The sequence below is a fragment of the Pseudaestuariivita rosea genome (genome assembly GCF_017592335.1).
In the GTDB taxonomy this organism is placed as follows: domain Bacteria; phylum Pseudomonadota; class Alphaproteobacteria; order Rhodobacterales; family Rhodobacteraceae; genus Parasulfitobacter; species Parasulfitobacter rosea.
Map to the genome: position 1 here is coordinate 40192 of NZ_JACNMP010000011.1, position 24367 is coordinate 64558.

The 24367-nt window shown below is 55.8% G+C and carries 27 protein-coding genes; 11 read left to right on the forward strand and 16 right to left on the reverse strand.

Annotation, left to right across the window (positions count from 1 at the left end):
* Positions 1-6 precede the first annotated feature (6 nt).
* The 5 genes from H7848_RS09450 (at position 7) to H7848_RS09470 (ending at position 4900) form a co-directional block, all read left to right on the forward strand.
* Positions 7-798, forward strand: a complete 792-nt coding sequence (locus tag H7848_RS09450) for a cbb3-type cytochrome c oxidase subunit I (RefSeq protein WP_208350539.1) — start codon at positions 7-9, stop codon at positions 796-798.
* A 116-nt stretch (positions 799-914) separates the two neighbouring features.
* Entirely contained in the window at positions 915-1562 is a 648-nt protein-coding gene (locus tag H7848_RS09455; protein ID WP_208350541.1) for a hypothetical protein, read from the forward strand.
* Positions 1563-1772: 210 nt separating this feature from the next.
* Positions 1773-3449, forward strand: a complete 1677-nt coding sequence (gene ctaD, locus H7848_RS09460) for a cytochrome c oxidase subunit I (protein ID WP_208350543.1) — start codon at positions 1773-1775, stop codon at positions 3447-3449.
* A complete protein-coding gene (locus tag H7848_RS09465; RefSeq protein ID WP_208350545.1) occupies positions 3450-3992 on the forward strand; it encodes a DUF2244 domain-containing protein in 543 nt (180 codons plus the stop codon).
* Positions 3992-4900, forward strand: a complete 909-nt coding sequence (locus H7848_RS09470) for a hypothetical protein (RefSeq protein ID WP_208350548.1) — start codon at positions 3992-3994, stop codon at positions 4898-4900. Before H7848_RS09465 ends, H7848_RS09470 begins: the two co-directional genes overlap by 1 nt.
* A 472-nt stretch (positions 4901-5372) precedes the next feature.
* On the opposite strand, the gene H7848_RS09475 is transcribed toward H7848_RS09470, so the two are convergent.
* The 6 genes from H7848_RS09475 to H7848_RS09500 are packed head-to-tail and all read right to left on the reverse strand — an operon-like array spanning position 5373 to position 10162.
* Positions 5373-6062, reverse strand: coding sequence for an ABC transporter ATP-binding protein (locus H7848_RS09475; RefSeq protein ID WP_336512080.1), 690 nt, complete (start codon positions 6060-6062; stop codon positions 5373-5375).
* Positions 6059-6817, reverse strand: coding sequence for an ABC transporter ATP-binding protein (locus tag H7848_RS09480; protein WP_208350551.1), 759 nt, complete (start codon positions 6815-6817; stop codon positions 6059-6061). The genes H7848_RS09475 and H7848_RS09480 overlap by 4 nt, the downstream gene beginning before the upstream one ends.
* The gene (locus H7848_RS09485) at positions 6810-7796 is read right to left on the reverse strand and encodes a branched-chain amino acid ABC transporter permease (protein ID WP_208350552.1); all 987 of its coding nucleotides are present in this window, start codon (positions 7794-7796) and stop codon (positions 6810-6812) included. The genes H7848_RS09480 and H7848_RS09485 overlap by 8 nt, the downstream gene beginning before the upstream one ends.
* Positions 7793-8701, reverse strand: coding sequence for a branched-chain amino acid ABC transporter permease (locus H7848_RS09490; protein ID WP_208350555.1), 909 nt, complete (start codon positions 8699-8701; stop codon positions 7793-7795). The genes H7848_RS09485 and H7848_RS09490 overlap by 4 nt, the downstream gene beginning before the upstream one ends.
* Before the next feature lie 51 nt (positions 8702-8752).
* Positions 8753-9901, reverse strand: a complete 1149-nt coding sequence (locus H7848_RS09495) for an ABC transporter substrate-binding protein (protein WP_208350557.1) — start codon at positions 9899-9901, stop codon at positions 8753-8755.
* A 21-nt stretch (positions 9902-9922) separates the two neighbouring features.
* On the reverse strand, positions 9923-10162 hold the full coding sequence (locus tag H7848_RS09500) for an Lrp/AsnC ligand binding domain-containing protein (RefSeq protein ID WP_208350559.1): 240 nt from the start codon (positions 10160-10162) through the stop codon (positions 9923-9925).
* Between the two features lie 127 nt (positions 10163-10289).
* On the opposite strand from H7848_RS09500, the gene H7848_RS09505 reads away from it, so the two are divergent.
* Both H7848_RS09505 and kynU read left to right on the forward strand, forming a co-directional pair.
* Positions 10290-11114, forward strand: coding sequence for an alpha/beta hydrolase (locus tag H7848_RS09505; protein WP_208350561.1), 825 nt, complete (start codon positions 10290-10292; stop codon positions 11112-11114).
* A 5-nt stretch (positions 11115-11119) separates the two neighbouring features.
* Positions 11120-12313, forward strand: coding sequence for a kynureninase (kynU, locus tag H7848_RS09510; RefSeq protein WP_208350562.1), 1194 nt, complete (start codon positions 11120-11122; stop codon positions 12311-12313).
* A 244-nt stretch (positions 12314-12557) separates the two neighbouring features.
* Here kynU and H7848_RS09515 read toward each other — a convergent pair whose 3' ends face one another.
* Entirely contained in the window at positions 12558-13016 is a 459-nt protein-coding gene (locus H7848_RS09515; RefSeq protein ID WP_208350564.1) for a GatB/YqeY domain-containing protein, read from the reverse strand.
* A 172-nt stretch (positions 13017-13188) separates the two neighbouring features.
* Here H7848_RS09515 and carA point away from each other — a divergent pair, with 172 nt between their 5' ends.
* Complete coding sequence (gene carA / locus H7848_RS09520; RefSeq protein WP_208350566.1) at positions 13189-14343, forward strand: glutamine-hydrolyzing carbamoyl-phosphate synthase small subunit; 1155 nt, start codon at positions 13189-13191, stop codon at positions 14341-14343.
* A 6-nt stretch (positions 14344-14349) separates the two neighbouring features.
* Here the strand turns inward: carA and H7848_RS09525 are convergent, their stop codons facing one another.
* From H7848_RS09525 to H7848_RS09535, 3 genes are all read right to left on the reverse strand, one after another.
* Positions 14350-14484: an aa3-type cytochrome c oxidase subunit IV gene (locus tag H7848_RS09525; RefSeq protein ID WP_208350568.1), complete on the reverse strand. Its 135-nt coding sequence runs from the start codon at positions 14482-14484 to the stop codon at positions 14350-14352.
* An 86-nt stretch (positions 14485-14570) separates the two neighbouring features.
* Positions 14571-15029, reverse strand: coding sequence for a DUF6173 family protein (locus tag H7848_RS09530; protein ID WP_208350570.1), 459 nt, complete (start codon positions 15027-15029; stop codon positions 14571-14573).
* An 11-nt stretch (positions 15030-15040) separates the two neighbouring features.
* Positions 15041-15505 (reverse strand): Lrp/AsnC family transcriptional regulator, encoded by a 465-nt coding sequence (locus H7848_RS09535; protein ID WP_237072682.1) that lies wholly within the window; start codon positions 15503-15505, stop codon positions 15041-15043.
* A gap of 97 nt (positions 15506-15602) precedes the next feature.
* Between H7848_RS09535 and H7848_RS09540 the strand changes: the two genes are divergently transcribed.
* Positions 15603-15842 carry a DUF6356 family protein gene (locus tag H7848_RS09540; protein ID WP_208350574.1) on the forward strand — a complete coding sequence of 80 codons (240 nt, stop codon included), beginning with the start codon at positions 15603-15605 and terminating at the stop codon, positions 15840-15842.
* 92 nt (positions 15843-15934) lie between these two features.
* On the opposite strand, the gene H7848_RS09545 is transcribed toward H7848_RS09540, so the two are convergent.
* From H7848_RS09545 to H7848_RS09555, 3 genes are all read right to left on the reverse strand, one after another.
* Positions 15935-16318 carry a hypothetical protein gene (locus H7848_RS09545; protein ID WP_208350576.1) on the reverse strand — a complete coding sequence of 128 codons (384 nt, stop codon included), beginning with the start codon at positions 16316-16318 and terminating at the stop codon, positions 15935-15937.
* Between the two features lie 335 nt (positions 16319-16653).
* Positions 16654-17694 carry an MBL fold metallo-hydrolase gene (locus H7848_RS09550; RefSeq protein WP_208350581.1) on the reverse strand — a complete coding sequence of 347 codons (1041 nt, stop codon included), beginning with the start codon at positions 17692-17694 and terminating at the stop codon, positions 16654-16656.
* Entirely contained in the window at positions 17694-19406 is a 1713-nt protein-coding gene (locus H7848_RS09555; RefSeq protein WP_208350584.1) for an acyl-CoA dehydrogenase, read from the reverse strand. Before H7848_RS09555 ends, H7848_RS09550 begins: the two co-directional genes overlap by 1 nt.
* Positions 19407-19528: 122 nt before the next feature.
* Here H7848_RS09555 and H7848_RS09560 point away from each other — a divergent pair, with 122 nt between their 5' ends.
* A complete protein-coding gene (locus H7848_RS09560; RefSeq protein WP_208350588.1) occupies positions 19529-20461 on the forward strand; it encodes an L-threonylcarbamoyladenylate synthase in 933 nt (310 codons plus the stop codon).
* A 581-nt stretch (positions 20462-21042) separates the two neighbouring features.
* Here the strand turns inward: H7848_RS09560 and H7848_RS09565 are convergent.
* From H7848_RS09565 to H7848_RS09575, 3 genes are all read right to left on the reverse strand, one after another.
* Complete coding sequence (locus H7848_RS09565) at positions 21043-21207, reverse strand: hypothetical protein (protein WP_208350589.1); 165 nt, start codon at positions 21205-21207, stop codon at positions 21043-21045.
* 512 nt (positions 21208-21719) lie between these two features.
* Positions 21720-22073 carry a hypothetical protein gene (locus H7848_RS09570; RefSeq protein WP_208350591.1) on the reverse strand — a complete coding sequence of 118 codons (354 nt, stop codon included), beginning with the start codon at positions 22071-22073 and terminating at the stop codon, positions 21720-21722.
* Positions 22066-22767 (reverse strand): DUF599 domain-containing protein, encoded by a 702-nt coding sequence (locus H7848_RS09575; protein WP_208350596.1) that lies wholly within the window; start codon positions 22765-22767, stop codon positions 22066-22068. Before H7848_RS09575 ends, H7848_RS09570 begins: the two co-directional genes overlap by 8 nt.
* A gap of 151 nt (positions 22768-22918) precedes the next feature.
* Between H7848_RS09575 and H7848_RS09580 the strand changes: the two genes are divergently transcribed.
* On the forward strand, positions 22919-24367 hold the full coding sequence (locus H7848_RS09580; RefSeq protein WP_208350599.1) for an FAD-linked oxidase C-terminal domain-containing protein: 1449 nt from the start codon (positions 22919-22921) through the stop codon (positions 24365-24367).

Consider the following 24367-nt stretch of genomic DNA (forward strand, 5'->3'; position numbering starts at 1 on the left):
GATCTGATGCGGATCAGCCATAAAACTGCGGGCCTTTTCCACCTGTGGATGGCTGCGATTGTGGGTCTGATGCTGTTGGTCATCAGCTTTTACACACGGGCCGAACTGATGCTGCCCGGGGTGCAATATGTGGCTCGTTCGAACATTCTGCTGATGGCTTCCGTGAACTACAGTTTCCTTGTGCTGTTGTTCATGCTGGCCCCAGCGTTCCTGGGAGGTCTGGGCTGCTATTTCCTACCACTCCAGACGCAAACCAAGGATTTGGCGGTGCCATGGGCCAATGCTGTGTGCTGCGCAGGCTTTGCCCTGACATTTATTACTGGCGGCCTTACCGTGCTGGGGTTTTCCAACTTTGTTTTTATCGCCCTTTATGCCTGTTCTGCCGCACAGATGCTGATGGCGCTGAACCTGATGATCACATATCTCACAAAACCCAAACTATCACCCGACATGGGTGAGCAAACCTTGACCGCAGGCGTGATCGCTGGTGGGGCTGCTGCGCTTTTGTGTCTGATCCCCGTTCTGACGCTGCTGATACACCTAAGTCTGACCGACCGCGCCTTTGGCGTATCTGTCTTTGACCCCGCAGGCGGCGTTGACCCGGTACTATATCAGCATCTGCTGTGGATTTTTGGCCACCCCGAACTGCAGATGTTATTGATCCTCGGTTTCATCCTGGGCGCCGCAATCATCGTCATGACCAACGCAACCCCCATCCGCCAAAGCCGCCCTCTATTTCTGTCACTTCTGACGCTGGGGTTCTGTGTGGGTCTGGCGCTGCTTTCCAATGCAATATAAGTACCGATATCAGCCAATGCTTTATGCCCACTGGAATTGGCAGCCTGCGATTAACATATAAGAAGTATATAAAGTTATCATTGCCAAAGCTCCATTAACCAGAAGCAATTAAGACAATGAATAAAACAATCGTTATTCTACTCGGTATTTTTGCGACGATTTTGGCATCAATGCCAGCCGTTGCGGAAAAGGATGGCAGCCGCGATGTTGCCGCGAATTCCTTCACTTGGGACAATTGCAGCGTGCCCGTTGAACGGTTAACAACACAAGAGACTAGACCGTTTATGTTCTTAGGTAATCTTGTCGACCGTAATCACCCAAGATGGCATGAATTCGATCACTATATAGCTCTTTATCCAGATGCGCGATCATGCTTGATAAAGGACGAACAAGACAAAATGGAGCCAAATCTACTTAATATTGATTGGTTGAAACTGCGACCTGCTGCAGCAAAGCGAGTTTGTTTTTTTCGTATATTTACCAGTCTGCAGACGCATGAGCAAATAAAGAGCTGGCTCAGCCATCATGGATTTTCGGCATATGGGCCAAGGCGGGTTAAGTCATTAAACTACGAACCAAGGCACGAAGATGATCCAATTGCATATATTGCAGGCACTATGAGTGCCGAGGGGATAAATGAACTTACTAAGCCTCTGCTCTGGCGTTTGACTGGTATGACAATAGCGTACGGTTTCAGTATAAGTGTAAGCCTTAACGACAAGGGCGAAGTGGTCGGCGTTCACACTTCATCATCTACCAAATAGATAAAGATCGGAACTCTGCGTCCCTAAAAACCAACAATTTTCCGTAAAATCAAACCGCTGCAACACAAGGGGTGAGGCATTTTACCCCAGCGTTATCGCATCACAGTGATTGCCCTTTGGCAAAAGGCAATTTAGAACAGCACAAAATTCGCGTGGGCGAGTCACTCTTCGTCCTTGCATCTGACATCCGAATGAATTGGGAGAAACCGCATGGCAGACGCCGCCATTCACGGGCACGACCACGAAGACGACCGCGGGTTCTTTACCCGCTGGTTCATGTCTACGAACCACAAAGACATTGGTATTCTTTATCTTTTCACCGCTGGCATTGTCGGCTTTATCTCGGTTGCCTTCACCGTCTACATGCGGATGGAGCTGATGAACCCCGGTGTCCAGTACATGTGTATGGAAGGCGCACGGTTCTTTGTGTCCGAGGCCACCTGTACCCCCAACGGACACCTTTGGAACGTGCTGATCACCTATCACGGCGTCCTGATGATGTTCTTTGTGGTGATCCCCGCCCTGTTCGGCGGTTTCGGCAACTATTTCATGCCGCTGCAGATCGGTGCACCCGATATGGCCTTCCCGCGGATGAACAACCTGTCTTATTGGTTGTTCGTGGCCGGTACGGCCCTGGGTGTGGCATCAATGTTTGCGCCGGGTAGTCCCGATGGGCAGGCCGGTGCGGGCGTGGGCTGGGTGCTTTACCCGCCGCTTTCGACCTCGGGCGCGCCGGGCATGTCGATGGATCTGGCCATTTTCGCGGTGCACGTGTCGGGCTTGTCGTCGATTCTGGGCGCGATCAACATGATCACTACATTCCTGAACATGCGTGCGCCGGGTATGACCCTGCACAAAGTGCCGCTGTTCGCCTGGTCGATCTTTGTCACATCCTGGCTGATCCTTCTGGCCCTGCCAGTGCTGGCCGGTGCGATCACCATGCTGCTGATGGACCGCAACTTCGGCTTCACCTTCTTTGACCCGGCCGGTGGCGGTGACCCTGTGCTGTACCAGCACATCCTGTGGTTCTTTGGCCACCCCGAGGTCTATATCATTATCCTGCCCGGATTTGGTTTGATCAGCCACATCATCGCAACCTTTGCCCGGAAGCCGATCTTTGGCTACCTGCCAATGGTCTACGCGATGGTTGCCATCGGTGTTCTGGGCTTCGTCGTCTGGGCACACCACATGTACACCGTAGGTATGTCACTGACGCAACAGTCCTACTTCATGCTGGCCACTATGGTCATCGCGGTGCCGACGGGTGTGAAGATCTTCAGCTGGATTGCCACCATGTGGGGCGGGTCGGTCGAATTCAAAACACCCATGCTCTGGGCCTTCGGCTTTCTGTTCCTGTTCACCGTGGGCGGTGTGACCGGCGTTGTCCTGTCACAGGCGGGCGTCGACCGGGCCTATCACGACACTTACTATGTCGTGGCGCACTTCCACTATGTGATGTCACTGGGTGCGGTCTTCTGTATCTTTGCCGGGATATACTTCTATATCGGCAAGATGTCGGGCCGTCAGTATCCCGAATGGGCGGGTAAACTGCACTTCTGGATGATGTTCATCGGGTCTAACCTGACCTTCTTCCCCCAGCACTTCCTGGGCCGTCAGGGGATGCCACGCCGCTACATCGACTACCCCGAGGCGTTCGCCTATTGGAATTATATCTCAAGTATCGGTGCGTTCCTGTCATTCGCTTCGTTCCTGTTCTTCATCGGTATCATTGCCTACACCCTGATGGCAGGGCGTCGCGTGACTGAAAAGAACTACTGGAATGAACATGCCGACACGCTGGAATGGACACTGCCATCCCCGCCGCCCGAGCATACGTTCGAACAACTGCCCAAGCGTGAAGATTGGGACAAGCAGCATTCGCATTAAATGCCTCTTGAGCATTCCATAAAACCGCAAGAGGCCCCGGAAAATTCCGGGGCTTTTTCGTATGCGGATGGTACAGGGCGACCATATTGCCAGTTTTCGCTTTGGCCCTATCGATCATTACCGCGCCGCGGCTTTGTTCTGTTCATGGGCATCACGGCGGCGCTGATCTTTCTGCCCATCGTCACCATCCTTGGATCACCCGTCGTTTGGGGCCTGCTGCCGTTTTTCCTGATCACCCTGGGTGCGGTATGGTGGGCACTGGAACGCAGTTATAAGGACGGATCAGTGCTTGAGCAGTTGACAATCTGGTCCGATCGCGCCGAACTGATCCGGCACAACCCGCGCGGACCGCGGCAGGAATGGACAGCGAATACCTATTGGGTGACAGTGAACATGCACGAAAAAAGCGGGCCGGTGCCCCACTATGTGACGCTCAGCGGCGGCGGGCGAGAGGTCGAGGTCGGGTCGTTCCTAAGCGAAGACGAACGCAAGGAACTGTTCGCCAAGTTATCTGACTGTCTGCGCCGCGTTCGGACCCATTGATGGCGCAAGTCCCCGCAACGCCCAAATCGCGACGGTTCAAACTGCTGATGCAGGCCCGTTTGTTCGGACCTGAAGCCGCGCTGGACAATGACGACCTGCAGGATTCTGAAATCACCGCCCTGACCCTGGCCCGTACGGGGCAGCCGCCGTTGCCAAAAATCCCCAAGGTCATGTTCCTGATCCCGCTGGTAGGCAAGCATCAGGTGTCCGATTGGTCCGCTGTTCAGGCCCGTCTGGCCGCGACGCTGGCCTCGTTTCGCCGCCAGACCTCGCCCTATTGGTCCTGCGTTATCTGTGGTCAGGACCGCCCCGATCAGATCGATTTTGATGATAAGATCGTCTTTCTGCCGTTCACCGATCCTGTCGAGGGCAACGATAAATGGGCCAAGCTGTCGGCGCTGGTGCGCCACCTGCCGACCGAAGGCATGTGGGACGGTTATGTAATGCCCTTCGACGCCGATGACCTGCTGCATCCGCGCGCCGTGGCACATATGATCGGCATGGCCGAACCTGGCGGGTATCTGATCACCTCGGGCTATATCAAGGATGTCGCGGCGGACCGCGTTGGGCTGGCCGGGCCGCGCACCTGGTCGAAACCCATCCGCAAACCCTTCTGGAAACTTTGCGGCAGCACCGCCGCCTTCCGCTATAGCGATACCCCGCTTGAGGCTGACTTTCTGGCGACCCTGACCCAGCATGAACACCGCATGTTCCCCTATCTGTCCCGGCTGGCGGCGCGTCCTCTGACACCTTTCCCATTTCCCGCAGCGCTATACATGCTGAACCACGGCGAAAATTTCGGCACCCGCCGCGGCCGCGTGGGGTTCAAGCCCCGGTTTGTCGAACGCTATCAGGTCAAAGACACCGAAACGCTGGCCCAGATCGAACAGGATTTCCCACAGGCTTAGGCGTCACCTTCCACCGCAGTCCCGGACTCGATCCGGGACCTCTTGCTAGAGCATCGTTCTAAAAAACCTACAGTGCTATATCCGCCCATCCCGCCCGGTGGGAACCACCGGGCAGCGCCCGACCCGCCCCCCAGGGCGGGCGCTTCTCGCTCACCCTCGGGCCGGTCGCTGCCCGCAGCTCTTATCAAATACAAAGTATGTTTTTAGGACCATGCCCTAACAAAATCTTAAATCCCGCCAAAAATAGTTAATCCCGCCAGAATGTTACCCAATCCAAACCCAACCGTGCGCATTGACGGCGTGTTTTGTACGTCCAGGAATCGTATGAAACCTAGGTACGAAACGTACGATTTGTCACAAACGGCGGGCGGCTATCATCGCAAAACTTCGAAAATGTGCAATTTGCACACGTAATTTCGCCCAAATTTCCCACCGCACGGCGCGTTTACTTTCGTGACGTTGCGTCGGGCGCTCAGACACCGATATAACGATCCGTCATCTCATCCGTCAAAGATGATATCTCGCCCTGCCACACGGTTGATCCGCGATGCAAAACAACTGCTTCGTCTGCGATATTTCGCAGCTCTTTCAAAGACTTATCAACCAGTAAAATCGACAACCCCTGGCTTTCCTTCAAAACCCGAACCGCCTGCCAGATCTCTTTGCGGACAATCGGTGCCAGTCCTTCGGTCGCCTCATCCAGGATCAAAAGTCGCGGGTTCGTCATCAACGCCCGCCCGATCGCCACCATCTGTTGTTCCCCACCCGACAGCGTCGCGCAAATCTGATTTTGCCGCTCGGCCAGACGCGGAAACAGCTCGGCCACGCGGTCAAAAGTCCAATACCCGTCCCGCGCCGCGACAGTCAGGTTCTGCAGCACAGTCAGATTGGTAAAACAGCGGCGACCTTCGGGCACCAGCCCCAGCCCAAGCCGCGCGGCCTTATGCGACGGTAGATGCGTAATGGATTGATCTGAAAAGATAATCTGCCCGGATTTATGAGGTAACATCCGGCAAATCGCCTTGATCGTCGTTGATTTCCCAACCCCGTTTCGCCCCAGCAACGCCACGACACGACCCTTGGGCACGGTCAAATTCACATCAAAAAGCGCCTGCGTCGGCCCATAGCTGGCCGTCAGATTGCGGACCTCCAACAGCATCACAGCGCGTCCTCATCATCGCCCAGATAGGCCCGCCTGACATCCGCATTCGCTCGAATTTCATCCCTGGTCCCCGTCGCAATCACCCGTCCATACACCAGAACCGAGATCCGATCCGCCAGCGCAAACACCGCATCCATGTCATGTTCCACCAGCAGGATTGGCGCCTCGGTTTTCAGCTGCGCCAGCAAGGTCGTGACCCGCTGTGTGCCGTCATTTCCAAGGCCCGCCATCGGCTCATCCAGCAGAAAAATCTTGGGCTTCAACGACAGTGCCATCGCCAGTTCCAACAGCCGTCTTTCGCCATGGGCCAGCGCCGCAGCTGGTATCGATAACCGGTCCCCCAATTCAGCGCGTTCGGCGTGGCGGCGGGCCTCGGCCAGCAGCGCGGTATCCCGAAAAGCATTTGAAAACAAACGAAAAGCCGTTCGGTTGCGCCCATGCAGCGCCAGCATAATATTTTCCAGAACCGTATAGTCCGGCACCACGGCGGACACCTGAAAACTGCGCCCCAGACCAAGCCGCGCACGCTGCACCGTTGTCAGATGTGTGACCGGTTCGCCCTGAAAAACAATCTGGCCTGCATCTGGCCGAAGACCCCCCGCGATCTGTTGGATCAGCGTCGATTTTCCCGCCCCATTCGGCCCGATCAGTGCATGAATTTCACCCGCCCGAACATCAAGCGAGATATCCTTGCTGGCCTCAATCGCACCGAAGGATTTCGACAGATTACGGATCGACAAAACGGCCTTATCCATGGCGCGCTGTCCCCCGCCGCGCCAGTGATCCGACGATGCCACCCTTGGCGAACAACACGATAATCAGCAAAGCCAAGCCCAGATAGATCAGCCAGTGTTCGCTTTGCCGGCCCAGAACCTCCTCAAACGCAACGAACGTCGCAGCGCCGATTACGGGGCCCATCAGTCGCGCGACGCCGCCCAGAATGACAAAGACCATGATCTCGCCGCTGACGTGCCAGGAAAACATTGCAGGGCTGACATAGCGGTTCAGATCGGCAAACATGGCCCCTGCCAGCGCGGTGATCATGCCTGAAATGACAAAGGCAATCAGTCGCAATTTAAAGGGTGCAATGCCTACGGTTTCAACACGTTGAGGCATCTGCCGCACTGCATTCAACGCCAGACCAAAGGGCGATTTGTTCATGGTCCTGACCAGCAGAATAACAATGGTCAGAACAGTAAAAACCAGACAGAAAAACTGAAACGGCACCAAAGTGTTCAGCCCCGGAAAGCTGTTGCGGACATAGATTGAAATGCCATCTTCACCACCATAAGCGGGCCAGCTGATTGCGAAGTAATAGAACATCTGACCAAAGGCCAAGGTGATCATGATAAAATAAGCGCCCGAGGTCCGCAGGGACAGCGCCCCGATCAGCAGGGCCGTCAGCGCCCCGGCCACCACAGCGGCGCCCCAAGCGATCACCATCGACTGCGTGCCATCGATGGTGACGAACCCATCGTAAATCGGCGTAAAGCTCTGCGCATGGCTGGCCAGAATGCCGACGGCATATCCGCCTATCCCGAAAAACGCGGCATGGCCAAAGCTGATCAAGCCACCGTAACCCAGCGCAAAATTCAGCCCGATACCCGCAATCGCAAAGATCGTGGCGCGGGTGGCAAGCGTGACCCAATAGGTTTCACCACTGAAATTTGCATAAAGCGCAAAACCCAGCACACCCACCCAGATGGCGATGTTGAGGTATCGTTCAGAAATCACGCGGCTTGTCCCATCAATCCTTGTGGTCGGATCAGCAGGACACCGGCCATCAGAATATAGATCAGCATCGATGATAAAACCGCGCCTGCATCTGGGCTGCCGAACAGCATTTTTGACCAGATCGGCAATAAGAACGCACCAAGTGTCTGGACAACACCCACCAGCACCGCGCCCACCAGTGCCCCCTGGATGGATCCGATCCCGCCGATCACGATGACGACGAAGGCCATGATCAGAACGGGTTCGCCCATGCCGACCTCGACCGACTGCAACGTACCGACCAAAGCGCCAGACAGACCCGCCAGCGCGGCCCCAAGCGCGAAAACGAACGTATAAAGTTTTGAGATATCGACACCAAGGGCGGAGATCATCTCTCGGTCCGCCTCACCCGCTTGTATCTGCATACCCACGCGGGTCTTGGTGATCAGCAGATACAGCCCCACTGCCACCAACAGCCCCATAGCGATCAGGGTCAGGCGAAACAGCGGGTATTCGATGCCGCCCGGCAGTGTAATCGGTCCCCCCAACGCATCCGGGATCGACAGATACAGTGGAAAGGACCCAAAGATCATCCGCGTGCCTTCGGAAAAAATCAGGATCAGCGCAAAGGTGGCCAAAACCTGATCAAGGTGATCGCGTTTATAAAGCCGCCGGATCACAAGTGTTTCGATCAGCACCCCTGCGACTGCGGCGGCCACAACGCTGGCCACGATACCCAACAGGTACGAACCGGTATTGGCGGCAACGAACGCCGCAGCAAAGGCACCGACCATATAAAGCGACCCATGCGCCAGATTGATCAGCCCCATGACCCCGAAAACCAGGGTCAGCCCAGCGGCCATCAGAAACAGCATGACACCCAGTTGGATACCGTTCAAAAACTGCTCTGCGATCAATAGCGACATTCAGATATTCCAACGCGGGCAAGGCATCCGCAGATGCCCCGCCCAAACAATTTACATATTACACTCAGCGGCATAGGCATCCGCATGATCGGTCAATGCCGTGCCGATCAACCGGTTCGTGAAGACATCGCCGTCCTTGATCACCTCGCGCACATACACGTCCTGAATAGGGTGCTGGTTCGTGTTAAAGCGGAACGCACCACGGGTTGAGCTAAAGTCAGCTTCCCGCAATGCCGCGCGGAACGCGTCGGTGTCGGAAACCGGTGCTTTTTCAAGGGCGCTGATCAGCAGATTGGCGGTGTCGAACCCCTGGCTGGCGTACATCGATGGCAGACGACCGTATTTTTCCTGAAAACTTTGGACAAACGCGACGTTGGTTGGGTTGTCCAGATCAGGGCTCCACTGGGCGGTATTATTGACGCCCAGGGCGGCATCACCCACCGCAGGCAGGATGGTCTGATCGAAACTGAAGGCAGGTCCGATCAGCGGGATATCAACACCACTGTCCGCATATTGCTTCAGGAACGAAATCCCCATGCCGCCCGGTAGAAAGAAAAAGACGCTGTCGGCGCCTGATGCACGGATCTGGGCGATTTCGCTGGCATAATCCGTCTGGCCCAGTTTGGTCAGAATTTCATTCGACGGCGTGCCGCTGAACGTACGTTTGAAACCGTTCATCGCGTCGATGCCGGCGGGGTAGTTCGGGGCCAGCATGAAGGTGTTCTGATACCCAAGCGTATTGGCCTGTGCGCCTGCGGCTTCGTGGATCACATCATTCTGCCAGGATACGTTGAAATAATTCGGATGACACCCGCGCCCGGCCAAAGCCGATGGGCCTGCGTTGGGTGACAGATAGAACTTGCCTTGCGCCACTGCCGATGGAACGACGGCCATCGCCAGGTTCGAAAAAATCAAACCGGTCAGCACATCGACATCTTCCGACTGGATCATCCGGTCCGCGATGCGCACGGCCACATCGGGTTTGCGCTGATCGTCCTCGACAATCACTTCGATATCCTGCCGCCCCGATTGTTCGATGGCCAGCAAGAACCCATCCCGCACATCGATGCCCAACCCGGCCCCACCGCCCGACAGCGTTGAGATCATGCCGACCTTGACCTTCTCGTGACCCTCGGCCAGTGCTGCGGTGCCAATCAGACCAGCCGCAGCCACCGACGCCAGAAGCGTTGTGATTTTCATATTATATCTCCCTGTCGTTTTTTAGTGGAATGCCTTGAACGCCATAACGGTCTGTGACCGTACGATATCCTCGGACCCCAGTATCTTTTCGTTCACGAATAATCCCAGATCTTCGTCTTTTGGCACATATACCTTCATCAACAGATCAAAGTCACCGCTGATCGAATAAAGTTCGGAATGCAGTTCTTTCTCGGCCAACTCGGACGCGACGCGATAGGCCGACCCCGGTTTGCAGCGGAAGAATATGAAGGCACAGATCATGGCTGCTATCCCTGTGATTGCCATCTTGGTTGCACGAGTTTTACCGCTATGTCAGGAATTGGAAATGCCGAATTTGTAATATTCACAGTTTAGTGGCGTTCCAATCCGGTAATATCGGGCGATGAAAATGATAAAAACCGAACATTTACGCGACTGGGACGATGCTTATGCGAATATGGCATACACTCCGGGGGCTGAAAAACTGCCGCAGCTCTGGTCGGAACAGGCCGCCGCTTATCGGGCAAGTGGGGTACGGATCGATCAGGATATCGCCTATGGGGATCAGCCGCGGGAACGGTTTGATCTGGTTTGGCCTGATGGCATGGCACGGGGCTTGGCGGTTTTTGTGCATGGTGGGTATTGGATGCGGTTCGATAAATCCTATTGGACCCATCTGGCACAGGGCGCACGGGCGAAAGGCTGGGCCGTCTGCCTGCCCAGCTACACCCTGACGCCCGAGGTGCGGATCAGCCAGATCACCCAACAGATTGGGCAGGCGATTGCAGCGGCAGCGGATCACGTTGCCGGACCGATCAGGCTGGCGGGTCATTCGGCGGGCGGTCATCTGGTATCGCGGATGATTTGCGCGGACACGCCCCTGTCCGATGGTATCGCCTCGCGCATTGAACACACGCTATCGATCAGTGGTTTGCACGATCTGCGGCTGTTGCTGAAGACCAAGATGAACGAAGCGCTGCAGCTTGATTTGGCCGAGGCCACCACTGAAAGCGCGGCGCTGAATCTGCCTAACGGTAACCCGCATCTGACCTGTTGGGTTGGCAGTGACGAACGGCCTGAGTTCATCCGTCAGGCCCGGATCATGGCGCAGATGTGGGATGGTCTGGATGCCGTCACAAAGTGTGTTGTCGAAGATCAGCATGATCACTTTTCGATCATCGAAGGACTGACCGACCCTGACAGCCCCATCACGACAGCATTTGTTGGCGGGTGACGCGGATGCCCCTCAGTTTGCCCATCAAAGACAAGTTCATCCTGCCCGATGGCATGATCTATCTGGACGGAAACTCTCTTGGGCCATTACCCAAGGGTGTGCAGCAGCGCCTGTCTGACGTCGTGACAGATCAATGGGGGCAGCACCTGATCAAGGGGTGGAACGTTGATGACTGGATGGGGCTGCCCATGTCGGTTGGCAATAAGGTCGCCCGCCTGATCGGCGCGCCCGAAGGGTCGGTGACGATGGGCGATACCCTGTCTATCAAGGTGTTTCAGGCGCTGGCCTCGGCCCTGAAAATGCGACCTGATCGCAAGGTTATCCTGTCGGACAGCGGGAATTTCCCGTCAGATCTGTATATGGCACAGGGTCTGATCAGCCATATGGATCAGGGCCATGAACTGCGTATCGTTGAACCAGAAGACGTCGCATCCGCCATCACCTATGACACAGCCGCCGTTATGCTGACCCAGGTCGATTACCGCACGGGCCGCATGCATGATCTGCACCATATAACGCAGCAGGCCCGTGATGCTGGCGCCGTCATGATCTGGGATCTGGCCCATAGTGCGGGTGCCGTGCCGGTCGATCTGCAAAGCTCTGGCTGCGAATTTGCGGTTGGCTGCACGTATAAATATCTCAACGGCGGTCCCGGCGCGCCTGCGTTTATCTATGTGCGCCCGGATGTTGTCTCAGATCTGTCGCCGGTCCTGAGTGGTTGGCTGGGTCATGACGCCCCCTTCGCGTTTGAACCCACCTATCGCCCGGCGCCTGACATCGAACGCATGCGCGTGGGCACGCCGTCCGTGCTGCAACTGGCCGCCCTTGATGCAGCTCTGTCAGTGTGGGAGGACGTCGACATGAACGACCTGCGCGCCGCCAGTCTGCGGCTGTCGGACTTGTTCATTGAACAGGTGCAACAGCGCTGCCCGCAACTGACGTTGGCCAGCCCGCGAAATGGGGGCCAGCGCGGCAGCCAGGTGTCGTTCCATTTCGACCATGGCTATGCGGTCATTCAGGCCCTAATCGCCCGGAACGTCATCGGCGATTTCCGCGCGCCGGATATCATGCGGTTTGGTATCACGCCCCTTTATCTGGACGAGGATGATATTTGTGACGCTGTGGGTCACCTGGCCGACGTTCTGGATAATCGCGAATGGGATAAACCCGAGTTCAGAAAGCCCAAAGGCGTCACTTAAATTCGAACTTTGTGCGCCAGGACACGGAACGCACAATCTGCACGGGATATACCCTTGGGCAGGCAGGTTTTCGATCTGCCGTCGGAACACGACAGTTCAAGATGCCAGTCTGGTGCACAGATACTCACTCAGACGCTCTGGGATATTGAACTGGCAAGTCGATTTGTAATGACCAGAGTATTAACCCCCTATGTCTGCGCGGTGGATTTTGCGTTTCACACCATCGCGCAGGCAGCTTGGGACGTTAGCCCAGCTTTTCCTTCACCATCGGCCCGACGCGACCAAAATCCATCTGGCCGGTATATTTGCCTTTCAGCACGCCAATCACACGACCCATATCGCGAATGCTTTCGGCGCCGACCTCGGATATCGCGGCATCGACGGCCTGGGCTGCTTCGGCATCGCTAAGCTGTTTCGGCAGGAATTCTTCGATGATCCGAATTTCGGATTGTTCCTTTTCGGCCAGTTCCAGACGACCGCCTTCTTCATAGGCGCGCGTGCTTTCCTGCCGTTGTTTGACCATTTTGCCTAGGATCCCAAGGATTTCAGCCTCGGACACGCCATCACCCGATCCGTTGCCACGTGCCGCAATATCGCGATCCTTGATCGCGGCATTGATCAGCCGCAATGTCGACAGTCGTTCGCTGTCCTTGCTTTTCATAGCGTCTTTCAGGGCTGTATTCACCCGGCTTCGCATATCCATGTTTGGCCCTATCCCCGCGGGTTTGAACAAAGGCCTACTGTAATTTCAGTCGGCCCCAATGACAAGCCATCTGCCGCAAAGACATCTTGTTTTTATGACCTTTCTTTCGGCCTTGACGCAATCGGTGCACCCCCTTAGGGTCACGCAGATTTATGCCGTGGGGAGAATGAATATGATCGCATCTGCCGCTGAAAAACCCACGGCCTGTCTGGCGCTTGCGGATGGAACCCTGTTCTACGGTCGCGGATTTGGCGCCGTCGGCGAAACCCAGGCCGAGCTTTGTTTCAACACCGCCATGACCGGGTATCAGGAAATCATGACCGATCCATCCTATGCGGGGCAGGTGGTGACATTCACCTTTCCCCATATCGGAAATGTCGGTGTGAATCCCGAAGATGATGAAACCGCTGATCCCGTTGCCGCTGGTATGGTCGTCAAATGGGACCCGTCCGAGCCATCGAATTGGCGCGCGGCGGAACGGCTGACCGACTGGCTGACCAAGCGGGGCCGGATCGGCATTGGCGGCATCGACACGCGCCGTCTGACACGCGCCATCCGCCAGCAGGGCGCACCCCACGTGGCGCTGATGCATGCGCCCGATGGCGTTTTTGATATCGAGGCTCTGGTAGAAAAAGCGCGTGCGTTCAAAGGACTAGAGGGTGTGGACTTGGCCCGTGAAGTCACCTGCGCGCAATCCTATCGGTGGGACGAACTACGCTGGCAGTGGCCCGAAGGCTATACCAAGCGCACTGGCCCAGGTCACAAGGTCGTGGCGATCGACTACGGTGCCAAGCGCAATATTCTGCGCTGCCTGTCCAGCGCTGGTTGCGATGTAACTGTTTTGCCTGCCACCGCGACCTATGATGATGTGATAGCCTATCAGCCGGACGGTCTGTTTCTGTCAAATGGTCCCGGCGATCCTGCGGCGACCGGCGAATATGCGGTGCCGATGATCCGCGATGTGATCGATAAAACGGATATCCCCGTCTTTGGCATCTGCCTGGGTCATCAGATGCTGGCCCTGGCGCTTGGTGCAAAGACCATCAAAATGAACCACGGCCATCACGGCGCAAATCACCCCGTGAAGGATCTTGAAACTGGCAAGGTCGAAATCACGTCCATGAATCACGGATTTACCGTCGACAGTCAGACCCTGCCCGACGGTGTTATTGAGACGCACGTGTCGTTGTTTGACGGGTCAAACTGCGGTATTCGAATGAAAGACCGCCCGGTCTTTTCGGTGCAATACCACCCCGAGGCCAGCCCGGGGCCACAGGACAGTTACTATCTGTTTGAACGATTTTCTACTGCTATTTCAGATAAATAGCCGAAATCACGCACCGATCAGCGCCAGAAAGATCAGCGCAATCAGAATAGCGACAACAGAATAAGTGGAAAATTTGACAAACCCCGCAAAGGTCTTTTCCTGTTCGGTCGTGTCCATTTTCCCGGGCTCATAGTCAGACATCAGATATTTCCTGTATTGCGTTTTCGGTGACGTAATTGATTCCGTCAAAGATGTCACGTGGGACATGACGGCGCATTTTCAAAACATCACGCGTCCCCATTCAATTCCTGCGCCAGCCGGAAACCGATGCGGACGGGTTCAGGCTGGTCGGTTTCCTTGGGCAGCGCGCGCAGCATGACGTTCAACTGGCTGACATGTTGCACCAATTGTGTCTTCGCTCCGGTCTCATCGCTGCCGAAAAATGTCACAATATCGGGGTCGAAATAGCCCATGCCTTCGATTTTCAGGATACCGGTGTTGCTGCCGGCAAAGCCCATCGCGATTTCGTGCTGATTGTCTAGCTGTTCCTCGAAGTTCTTGATATACAAGATAATGCGTTCATAGGCCCATTGTGCCGGGCTTTTCGTTTTCACCGGCTTTTTCATCTGCACCGGCAGCGCGACATCGGTGCAGCCTTCGTGATTTGGGTCGGCGTGCACTTCGCGGGCACGTGGCAGGGCATCGCTTTCATAGGCTTCGGCCGAAGTCTTGATCTGACTGTCCATCTGTTATCCCTTCATGTTCCAATCGGTATGGCGGTTGTATCCTTCATGTGTTCCATCACGAAACTGGCCGAAATCTCAGACACGGGAACCCGCGCGATCAGCTTCTTGTAAAACCGGTCATAGGCGGCGACATCGGCCACCCGTACGGTCAGCACATAATCCAGATCACCGGTCAGTCGATAGGCGCCGACGACCTCGGGCAGATGTCTGACAGTCTGATCAAACTTTGTCATCCAGTCCGCGTCATGCTGGTTGGTTTTGATCAGGACAAAAACCATCTGCCCCCGATCCAAAGCATCGGCATCCAAAAGTGCTACACGTTTGCGGATGACCCCTGTGTTCTCAAGCTGTTTGATCCGGCGCCAACAGGCGTTGCGCGACAGGTGCACATGTTCGGCGATTTCGTCGATACTGACTGAACAATCGTCTTGCAGAATCTTCAATATCTGTTGATCATATTTGTCCAAATCAGCCATCATGTGGAAAATATTCGAATTTCGCGCCAATTTGCAAGGTTATTTGAGATAACATTTCCAGTCTTTGTTTTATCTTCAGATGTAAGGAGGCGCCGCCATGTCAGACCAATCCAATCCCGCTGTTTTGAACCTGTTCCTCAAGCATCCCCGCAGCGTGGGTGAAACATATTTCCAGCATATGTGGTTCGCGGCCAGTTTTGCCTTTTGGCTGATCGTCGCGGGGCTGGCAGCGTTGGTACACGCCGTCATCCCCGCCCTATGCGAAACCACCGCCAGCCAAATCATCCGCCGCCTTCACGCGCGCATCGAAAACCGTGGGGCAACGGGGCAGGATTGATTTGGAATGACGGATGGATTTTGGCTTTCATGTCATAATCTAATCTGACGACTTATTTTGCTACCGAAGAAAACGTCGGTAAAAGGCCTCATCTACTTTTGCAAAGGCCCTTCAAGTGGATAACCGTGAATAAGCCGGTACGAGCGGTCATAGTCGATTTCATCCTCAAGCTGACACGGAACATCATCCGGTAGAACTTCAATGAACATCGCGATTATCTCTTTAAACGCTTCCAAACGATTGGCGTGACGTTCAACATACACCTCGGCAAAATCAAAATCATTCCTCGCATCTGTGATGACTGTCATTCTGCCTATGCTAGTCCTGTCAAACCATAGATATTGATCTTCATTATCGGTGTGCGTTTCTAAGCCAAGCAAAGTCCCAAGTTGGTACGCAGTCATGTTCATGCAAGCCATTCGCCTCCCACTACCATCGCGCCATCCCGGAAAAGGGCCCTGCGCCACAATCTTCATGTATTTTACTCCTTCAGGACTTTGGTATCTTTATTTGTATGTTGCTTATGTATTTCAACTGAAGAAGGGTCGCTTAGATTTCAGCTCTTCCGCACATAAATGTCTTTGATTATAGCCGAGGGCAGCGACCGGCCCGAGGGTGGGCGAGAAGCGCCCGCCCTGGGGGGCGGGTCGGGCGCTGCCCGGTGGTGCCCACCGGGCGGGATAAGTGGATATAGTGCCCGAAATTCTAGAATTACGCTTTAGGCAAGTACTACACTAACTGCAGTGCTGCTAACTCAGAGAAATACGTTTATCAAATTCGAACTGCGTGATTTCTCACAATTGAAAACCGGTTAGCACCTTCGCACCCAAAGCCACGCCCCATCGTCTGACCTTTTGCGCGATACCCTATCAAGTCGCAAAAGATGGTTAAGGTGCGCAACGGCCTCAACCAGTGCCAGGCCATATTCCGGCCCGCTGATCTGGCGTTTGAAAAGGGCGGGAAAGCATTCGGCGGCTGTTTTGGGGGTGCTCAGAAAATCTTCCAGCCGCCTAAGCGCGCCGTGGTGGTTATCGATCAGCTGACGCATCCGCGTGGGCAGCCCCGTAAAGGGCAGCTTATGACCCCCCAGCACCAGATGACTGTCTTTGGCCAGTGCGCCCAGTCTTTCACAGGATTCCAACCATTCGCTCAGCGGGTCGGCATTTGGTTCGGTCGCATAAACACCGATGTTCGAACTGATCGACGGAATGATCTGATCGCCCGAGATAACCAGATCGTCATCCAGGCTCCAGAACGTTGCGTGGTCGGGGGCATGGCCGTGGCCGATGTGAACGGTCCAGCGCCGACCGCCCATATCGACGATATCCCCTTGAGACAGCCGTTCAAACCCAAGGGGCATGGGCGCGACGATATCGGCAAAGTTAAAGGGGCGTTCCCTGGCCCGTTGTTCGAAAATATCCCGGTCCATCCCCGCATCACGCCAGAATGTCAGCGTCTCGGCCGTCGGGCGGTCCTGTTCATCCAGCGTCAGCATGCGCGCGAACAGCCACGCCGTGCGTGTTGTCCAAAGTGGCGCGCTGTGTTCGGTCTGAAACCACCCGGCCAAGCCGATGTGGTCAGGGTGATGATGGGTTACGATCACACGGTGGACGGGCTTGGCCTTGAAAGGACCGGTCAGCAGGCCATTCCAGATATCTTTGGTGCGCTTGCTGTTGAAGCCGGTGTCGATCACCGTCCAGCTGTCACCGTCATCCAGAATATAGCAATTTACGTGATCCAGTGCCATGGGCAGGGGCAACCTGACCCAGAAAATACCATTGGCGACTTCGATTGTGGTTCCCTCGGCCGGCGGTGTTTCCCACGGATACCGCAAGGGCGCCATATCTGTCATCAGGCAGCCAGATCATCAGGCGACAGAGCGTAAAGCGCATCCGCCCCTTCGCGCGCATGGGCCAGACAAGCGGCGTGTTCAGGCAGCAGGCGCTTGATATAGAAAGCGGCCCACTTCGCACGCGATGCATCCCCGGCCATGGCGGCCTTCAGGTGGTAATGCGCGCCCAGGACACGTCCGAAAGCCCGCAGGTACGGCACGGCACCGGCAAAGCGGTCATTGTAATCCTTCTGCTCGACCATCCATTCGGTCGTCTCACGCAGGGTTTCGGCGGCCTGCCAGACGGCTTCGGCCAGTTCGGGGAACCGGCCACGGGCTGCTTCGGCGTGATCTTCGATTTCCGAAATCAGGGTAAAGGCCGTTTCGCCGCCATCCATTAACTTGCGCGCCACCAGGTCCATGGCCTGAATGCCATTCGTTCCTTCGTAGATCGAGGTGATCATGACATCGCGATAATACTGGGCCGCACCCGTTTCTTCGATAAAGCCCATCCCGCCGTGTACCAGAACGCCCGTCTGGGTGATCTGAATGCCAGTGTCGGTGCTGAATGCCTTGGCAATCGGCGTCAGGAAAGCCGCGCGGGATTGCCAGGCCTGATCGCCCGTCGCACGACCCATATCAATCGCAACCGCACAGGCCGCCGAAATCGCGCGTGCGGCAAAGACATCGGCCTTCATCGTGGTCAGCATCCGACGCACGTCCGCATGGTCAATAATGGCCCCTGTTCCGTTCTGGATCATCGATCTGCCCTGCTGGCGATCCATCGAATAGGCCAGCGCATGCTGATAAGCACCATCGCCAACGCCAACACCCTGGGCGGCCACACCAAGCCGGGCGTTGTTCATCATCGTGAACATCGCGGCCATCCCGTCATGTTCCTGGCCCACCAGCCAGCCGGTGGCGCCATCATACTGCATGACCGCGGTTGGCGATCCATGAATGCCCATCTTATGTTCCAGACTGACAACCTTCAGGCTGTTTGACACACCCGCATTGCCATTGTCATCGGGCAGCTTCTTGGGCACCAGAAACAGGCTGATCCCCTTGGTCCCGGGCGCGCCGTCGGGCAGGCGGGCCAGCACCAGATGGCAGACATTATCAACAAAATCGGCGTCGCCCCAGGTGATGTAAATCTTTTGCCCGGTGATCGCATAGGTGCCATCACCGTTCGGTTCCGCCTTGCTGCGCAGGGCGCCCACATCCGACCCGGCCTGCGGTTCGGTCAGGTTCATCGTCCCGCTCCACTCGCCGCTGATCAGCTTGGGCAGATAGGTCGCCTTGATTTCATCGCTGGCGTGATGTTCCAATGCCTCGATCTGGCCCTGCGTCAGCAGTGGGTTCAGTTGCAGCGACAGGCAGGACCCCGACATCATTTCATTGATCGCGGTCGTGACGGCCATCGGCAGCCCCATGCCACCATATTCCGGATCAGCCGCCGTCCCGATCCAGCCGCCCTCGGCCAAGGCCTTGTACCCCTCGGCAAAGCCGGGCGGGGTGCGCACCACACCGTTTTCCAGCCGCGCAGGGTTCAGATCACCCACACGGTTCAGGGGCGCCAGAACATCTTCGGCAACGCGGCCCGCTTCGGTCAGGATTGCGTCGGTCAGATCAGAGGTCGCTTCGGAAAACAGGTCTGTCGCACGAACCTTGTCGAAATCGACGATGTGGTCGAAGATAAACTGATACTCTTTTACCGGTGCGCGGTACGACATCTTTGTCCTCCAGGTTATGACATCTTGGCAATTATCGTAAACGCCTATAATAGAATGCCAATTCGCGTGTAAAGTTAGTCAGACGCGCAGTTCACGCAACCAATACGCAGCGTCATAGGCTAATGACCCTACGCCTTAACAGCCACAGTCAGTCGATCCAGCGTGCCGCGACCATCCTGAAAGACGGTGGTCTGGTCGCCTTTCCGACGGAAACGGTCTATGGTCTGGGGGCCGACGCCTGCAACGATCATGCGGTGGCGGGCATATTTCAGGTCAAAGGGCGCCCGTCTTTCAATCCCCTTATCGTGCACGTGCCATCCGTCGATATGGCCTCGCAAATCGCGCAGATGTCGGATGCTGCTGAACGCCTGGCCGGCGCCTTCTGGCCCGGACCGCTGACGCTGGTTCTGCCGGTGAAGATGGATAGACTGTCCAAGCTGGTCACCGCCGGGCTTTCAACAGTGGCCGTCCGCGTGCCAGCGCATCCTGTCGCGCAACAGCTGCTGCAGCAATTCGGTGGGCCGGTTGCCGCGCCCTCGGCCAATCCCTCCGGGCGCATCAGCCCCACCACCGCCGATCACGTGCTGCAAGGGCTGGATGGCCAGATCGACGCCGTCATCGACGCGGGCCCCTGCGATGTGGGGCTTGAGTCAACCATCATCGGATTTGATCCAGCACCGACCCTGCTGCGCTCGGGTGGTCTGCCGGTTGAGGTCATCGAACAGGCCCTTGGCCAACCCCTGCTGCTGCCGGGCACACCGCAGACCCCAAATGCCCCCGGTCAGCTGTCATCCCACTACGCACCCAATGCTACCTTGCGTCTGAACGCCACGACACCCGAACCGGGCGAGCTGTTTCTGGGCTTTGGCAAGATGCCCGCCGACCTGAACCTATCACCCGCAGGTGACCTGACCGAGGCCGCCGCCAACCTGTTCCGCCATCTGCATGATCTGGACGCGCGCGGCGCCGACCGCATCGCCGTCGCACCGATCCCCGAAACCGGCCTGGGCCGCGCCATCAACGACAGACTTAGACGCGCCGCCGCCCCACGTTGAACCCGCCGCAGTCCCCGACGTGATCCGGGACCTCCTCGCTCATCTTGGGGCTGACTGTAGCAGGTGGTCGAGTTGTTACATCAAAGAAACGCCACGCACGACAGCCCCTCGCCGCATCGCGTTTCCACGCATACTGCCGATTTAGCGTCTCACATAGATGGTCACGAACACGGCTCAGATGACGGGACTTATCAGTACGCTTGCCGTTACAACCAGGGCGAAGGATCAAAATGCGGACTTTGTTGCCGTTGAACTCGTCTTTTCGAACGTCGGCTTTTTCACATGTGCTGAGTGCCTATGGACGCTTAGGTCTTTGCCATGTTTCTTGCTTTACGGAGTAATGCAGGTAGACGATATCAGAAGCGTTCTAAGGTGTGATCCTGATATCGCGTCCGATCCCTCGTCCAACGCTTGCACAGAAATCAAGAATTAAGTCGAGATTGGACTGTGAGGTGATCTCACTGGGATCAAGGTCAAACTCAATTTCATCTTCGACAAAGAAATGCGTGTTTATTGTAGGCCCGCCAAGGCTGAATCGGAGAAGGTGCGAATGTTCGACATCTCCTAAGACCAAGTTGGCATCAGTTGGAAGCGGCTTCCTCGCCGTCACGAAAGTATGCAAACCCGCCAAGACTGGGGGTCAAGTGGAGCAAGCGGTCCCAATCTGAAACCGAGGTATCCAAAACATAGATGTCGCGCAGCGAGCCATCGACATCGAATTCATCGGACAAATCCGAATAGCGCATCGGAATATTCTCTCAATTAGCGAAGGCGAACCTTAGCAGTCTCCAAAGCCGACATCCATACGCGTCGCAGCATCTGTTAAATTGGGCTCACAATCGACATCCGGTGCTTCTTACCTAAACCTTAACGCTGCAAACTTTCAAAGTTTTCGATTCGATTTTTGTAAAGTTGCAAAGTTTGGCACCGTGCGGTGCGATTTATGAGACGTTAATGACCCGCGGAAATGGTTAATTCGGGCAGAGTGTTACCGGACCCTATCACTCCCGCGCGCGTTGACATGAAACTTATCCACAGGGTGATTTCGGGCAAAATCTGTGGGAATCACGAAATCGCAGTAAATCCCGCGAAAAATGTGTAAATTGCACATTTGAATTTCCCCGTTTAGCGGAAAATGTGCAGATTGCACATCTGAATTGCCCGGTTTTGTGGAAAATGTGCAAATTGCACATGCGATTTTGGTGTGAAACTGATCCAAACGGCGCGTTAACTTTCATGACGCTGCGTTGAATTTGCCCTATCGGTCCAGTTTCACCTGATATCCGGTCTCGGACCATCCGGTCACATTACAACGGGCGAAGACCATCACTTCGTTCACACCTTCGGGAATCACAACGCCGGACAGCGATCGCGTGAACGGCTGTTCCTCAACATGCGGGTGATAGAGCGTGCGCAGGCCAAGGGAAACGCCGTCTGTCGTGCGCACTTCCCACCCGTCGGCGTAGTGATCCCAGCCTGTGTCGGGGTGGCTGATGGTCACGTCAAAACGCCAGCCGGATGCCGTTTGAACTGCCGTGACATTATCAATCGTTGGGTCATCGGCCAGCGCCGGACATCCCAATAAAAACAATATTGTAACGGCTCTAATCATGATAATCCTCCATCAGGACGGCTCTGGAATGCGATGCAAATTCACGTCTCCAGATCACCAACACTGTAATCACAGTGGCAACTGCCAAGGCAACCGTCCCCAACAACCAGGTCGCTGCGGCAAAGGAAAAATAGATCGACCGCATGCCGCGATTGAACCCGCGTGCGGCTGTTATGTTGATCTCGGCCGCCTTTTCCGCCTGGCTGTAAGCAATTGGATTAGTTGCATCATTCGGAACCGAGGCCATAACAATTGAACAATACCCAAACAACCGATGCGCCCAAACAAATTTCAGAAAAGCATTCGTGACAAACAAAAGCATCACCACCAGTTTGATCTCGACCACCACCGCCGGTGTCTGATCAATCGCGAAATCATCGGCCAGCATCAGAACCTGTTCGGTATTCCCGATCACCGCAATGCCGCCACCGATGGCAATCATGCAAGCTGACACAAAAAACGCCGTGCCCTGCCGCAGATTTCCCATGATTTGGGCATCGAAAATTCGCGGTTCGCGGGTGACAAATTCTTTCATCCAGTTGCGGCGATAGGTGTTCATCAGAATCGACACAGACGGACGTCTGGCCGAGGCACGCTCAATCATGAAACTCATGCCAATCCAGCAGAAAAACAGGGTAGATACCGCCACTGCGTCCCAGATCGTGAATAGGTTGATGATGTCAGTCAGGATCATGCCGCTATGAATAGGCGGTTTGTTCTGCAATGAAAACAACAGTTTAGGCATAGCTGCTTTGACGTGTCGCACCCTTGCGGCGCTTAAAGTCTTGCTTATCGCCTAAATTGGTTATATTTTCTTACCAATTTCAGCGTTTGGAGGGCCGCAAATGGAAATGCCAGTACCCGATACGACGATTTTGTCGAAAAAGGCCCGCATTGTTGAACGGTTGCTTCAGGTCCTGCCCAAAACCGCCGTTATTCATGATGAGGCCGAGACGAAGGCCTACGAATGCGACGCTCTGACCGCTTATAAATGCCCGCCCCTGGCCGCTGTTTTGCCCAGCACGACCGAAGAAGTCGCCGCCGTGCTGAAAATCTGCCATCAGGAAAACGTGCCCGTCGTGCCGCGTGGTGCCGGAACATCGCTGGCGGGTGGCGCATTGCCCACCGCCGACAGCGTGATCCTGGGCACGGCGCGCATGAACCAGGTGCTGGAAACAGATTACGACAACCGCTTTATCCGTGTGCAGACTGGGCGCACAAATCTTAGTGTCACTGGCGCGGTTGAGGAAGAAGATTTCTTTTACGCGCCAGACCCTTCCAGCCAGCTGGCCTGTGCGATTGCAGGCAATATCGCGATGAATTCCGGCGGGGCGCATTGCCTGAAATACGGGGTCACCACGAACAATCTGCTGGGTGTCAAAATGGTCATGATAGATGGCACCATCGTCGATATCGGCGGGGCGCATCTGGATGCCGGGGGTCTGGATCTGTTGGGCGTCATCTGCGGGTCCGAAGGCCAGTTGGGCGTCGTGACCGAAGCCACACTGCGCATCCTGCGCAAGCCCGAAGGTGCGCGGCCGGTGTTGATGGGCTTCAACGACAACGAAGTCGCAGGCGCCTGTGTGGCCGATATTATCAAGGCGGGCGTTCTGCCCGTGGCCATCGAATTCATGGATCGCCCTTGTATTGAGGCGTGCGAGGCTTTCGCCAGGGCGGGCTATCCGATGTGCGAAGCGCTGCTGATTGTCGAGGTCGAAGGATCAGACGCCGAAATCGACGAACAACTGTCCGTCATCATGGACATCGCGCGCAAGCACAACCCGGTTGAGCTGCGCGAAGCCAAGGATGCCGATGAGGCCGGGCGCATCTGGCTGGGCCGCAAATCGGCCTTTGGGGCGATGGGGCAGATCAACGACTATATGTGCCTTGATGGCACGATCCCGGTATCCTCGCTGCCCTATGTGCTGAAACGCATTGGCGAGATGAGCAAGGACTATGGCCTTGATGTTGCGAATGTTTTCCATGCAGGCGACGGTAATATGCACCCGCTGATCCTGTTCAACGCCAACGAACCCGGCCAGTTGGAACTGTGCGAGAAACTCGGCGCCGACATCCTGCGTCTGTGTGTTGAGGCGGGCGGCTGTCTGACCGGCGAACATGGTGTGGGGATCGAAAAGCGTGATCTGATGTTTGACCAGTTCAGCGGTGATGATCTTGAGGCTCAGATGGCCGTGAAAGACGTCTTCGATCCGAAGTGGCTGCTGAACCCGGCCAAGGTCTTTCCCCTTTCCGCGTCGCAGTCCCGGCGCGTGCAACCGGTGGCGGCAGAATAG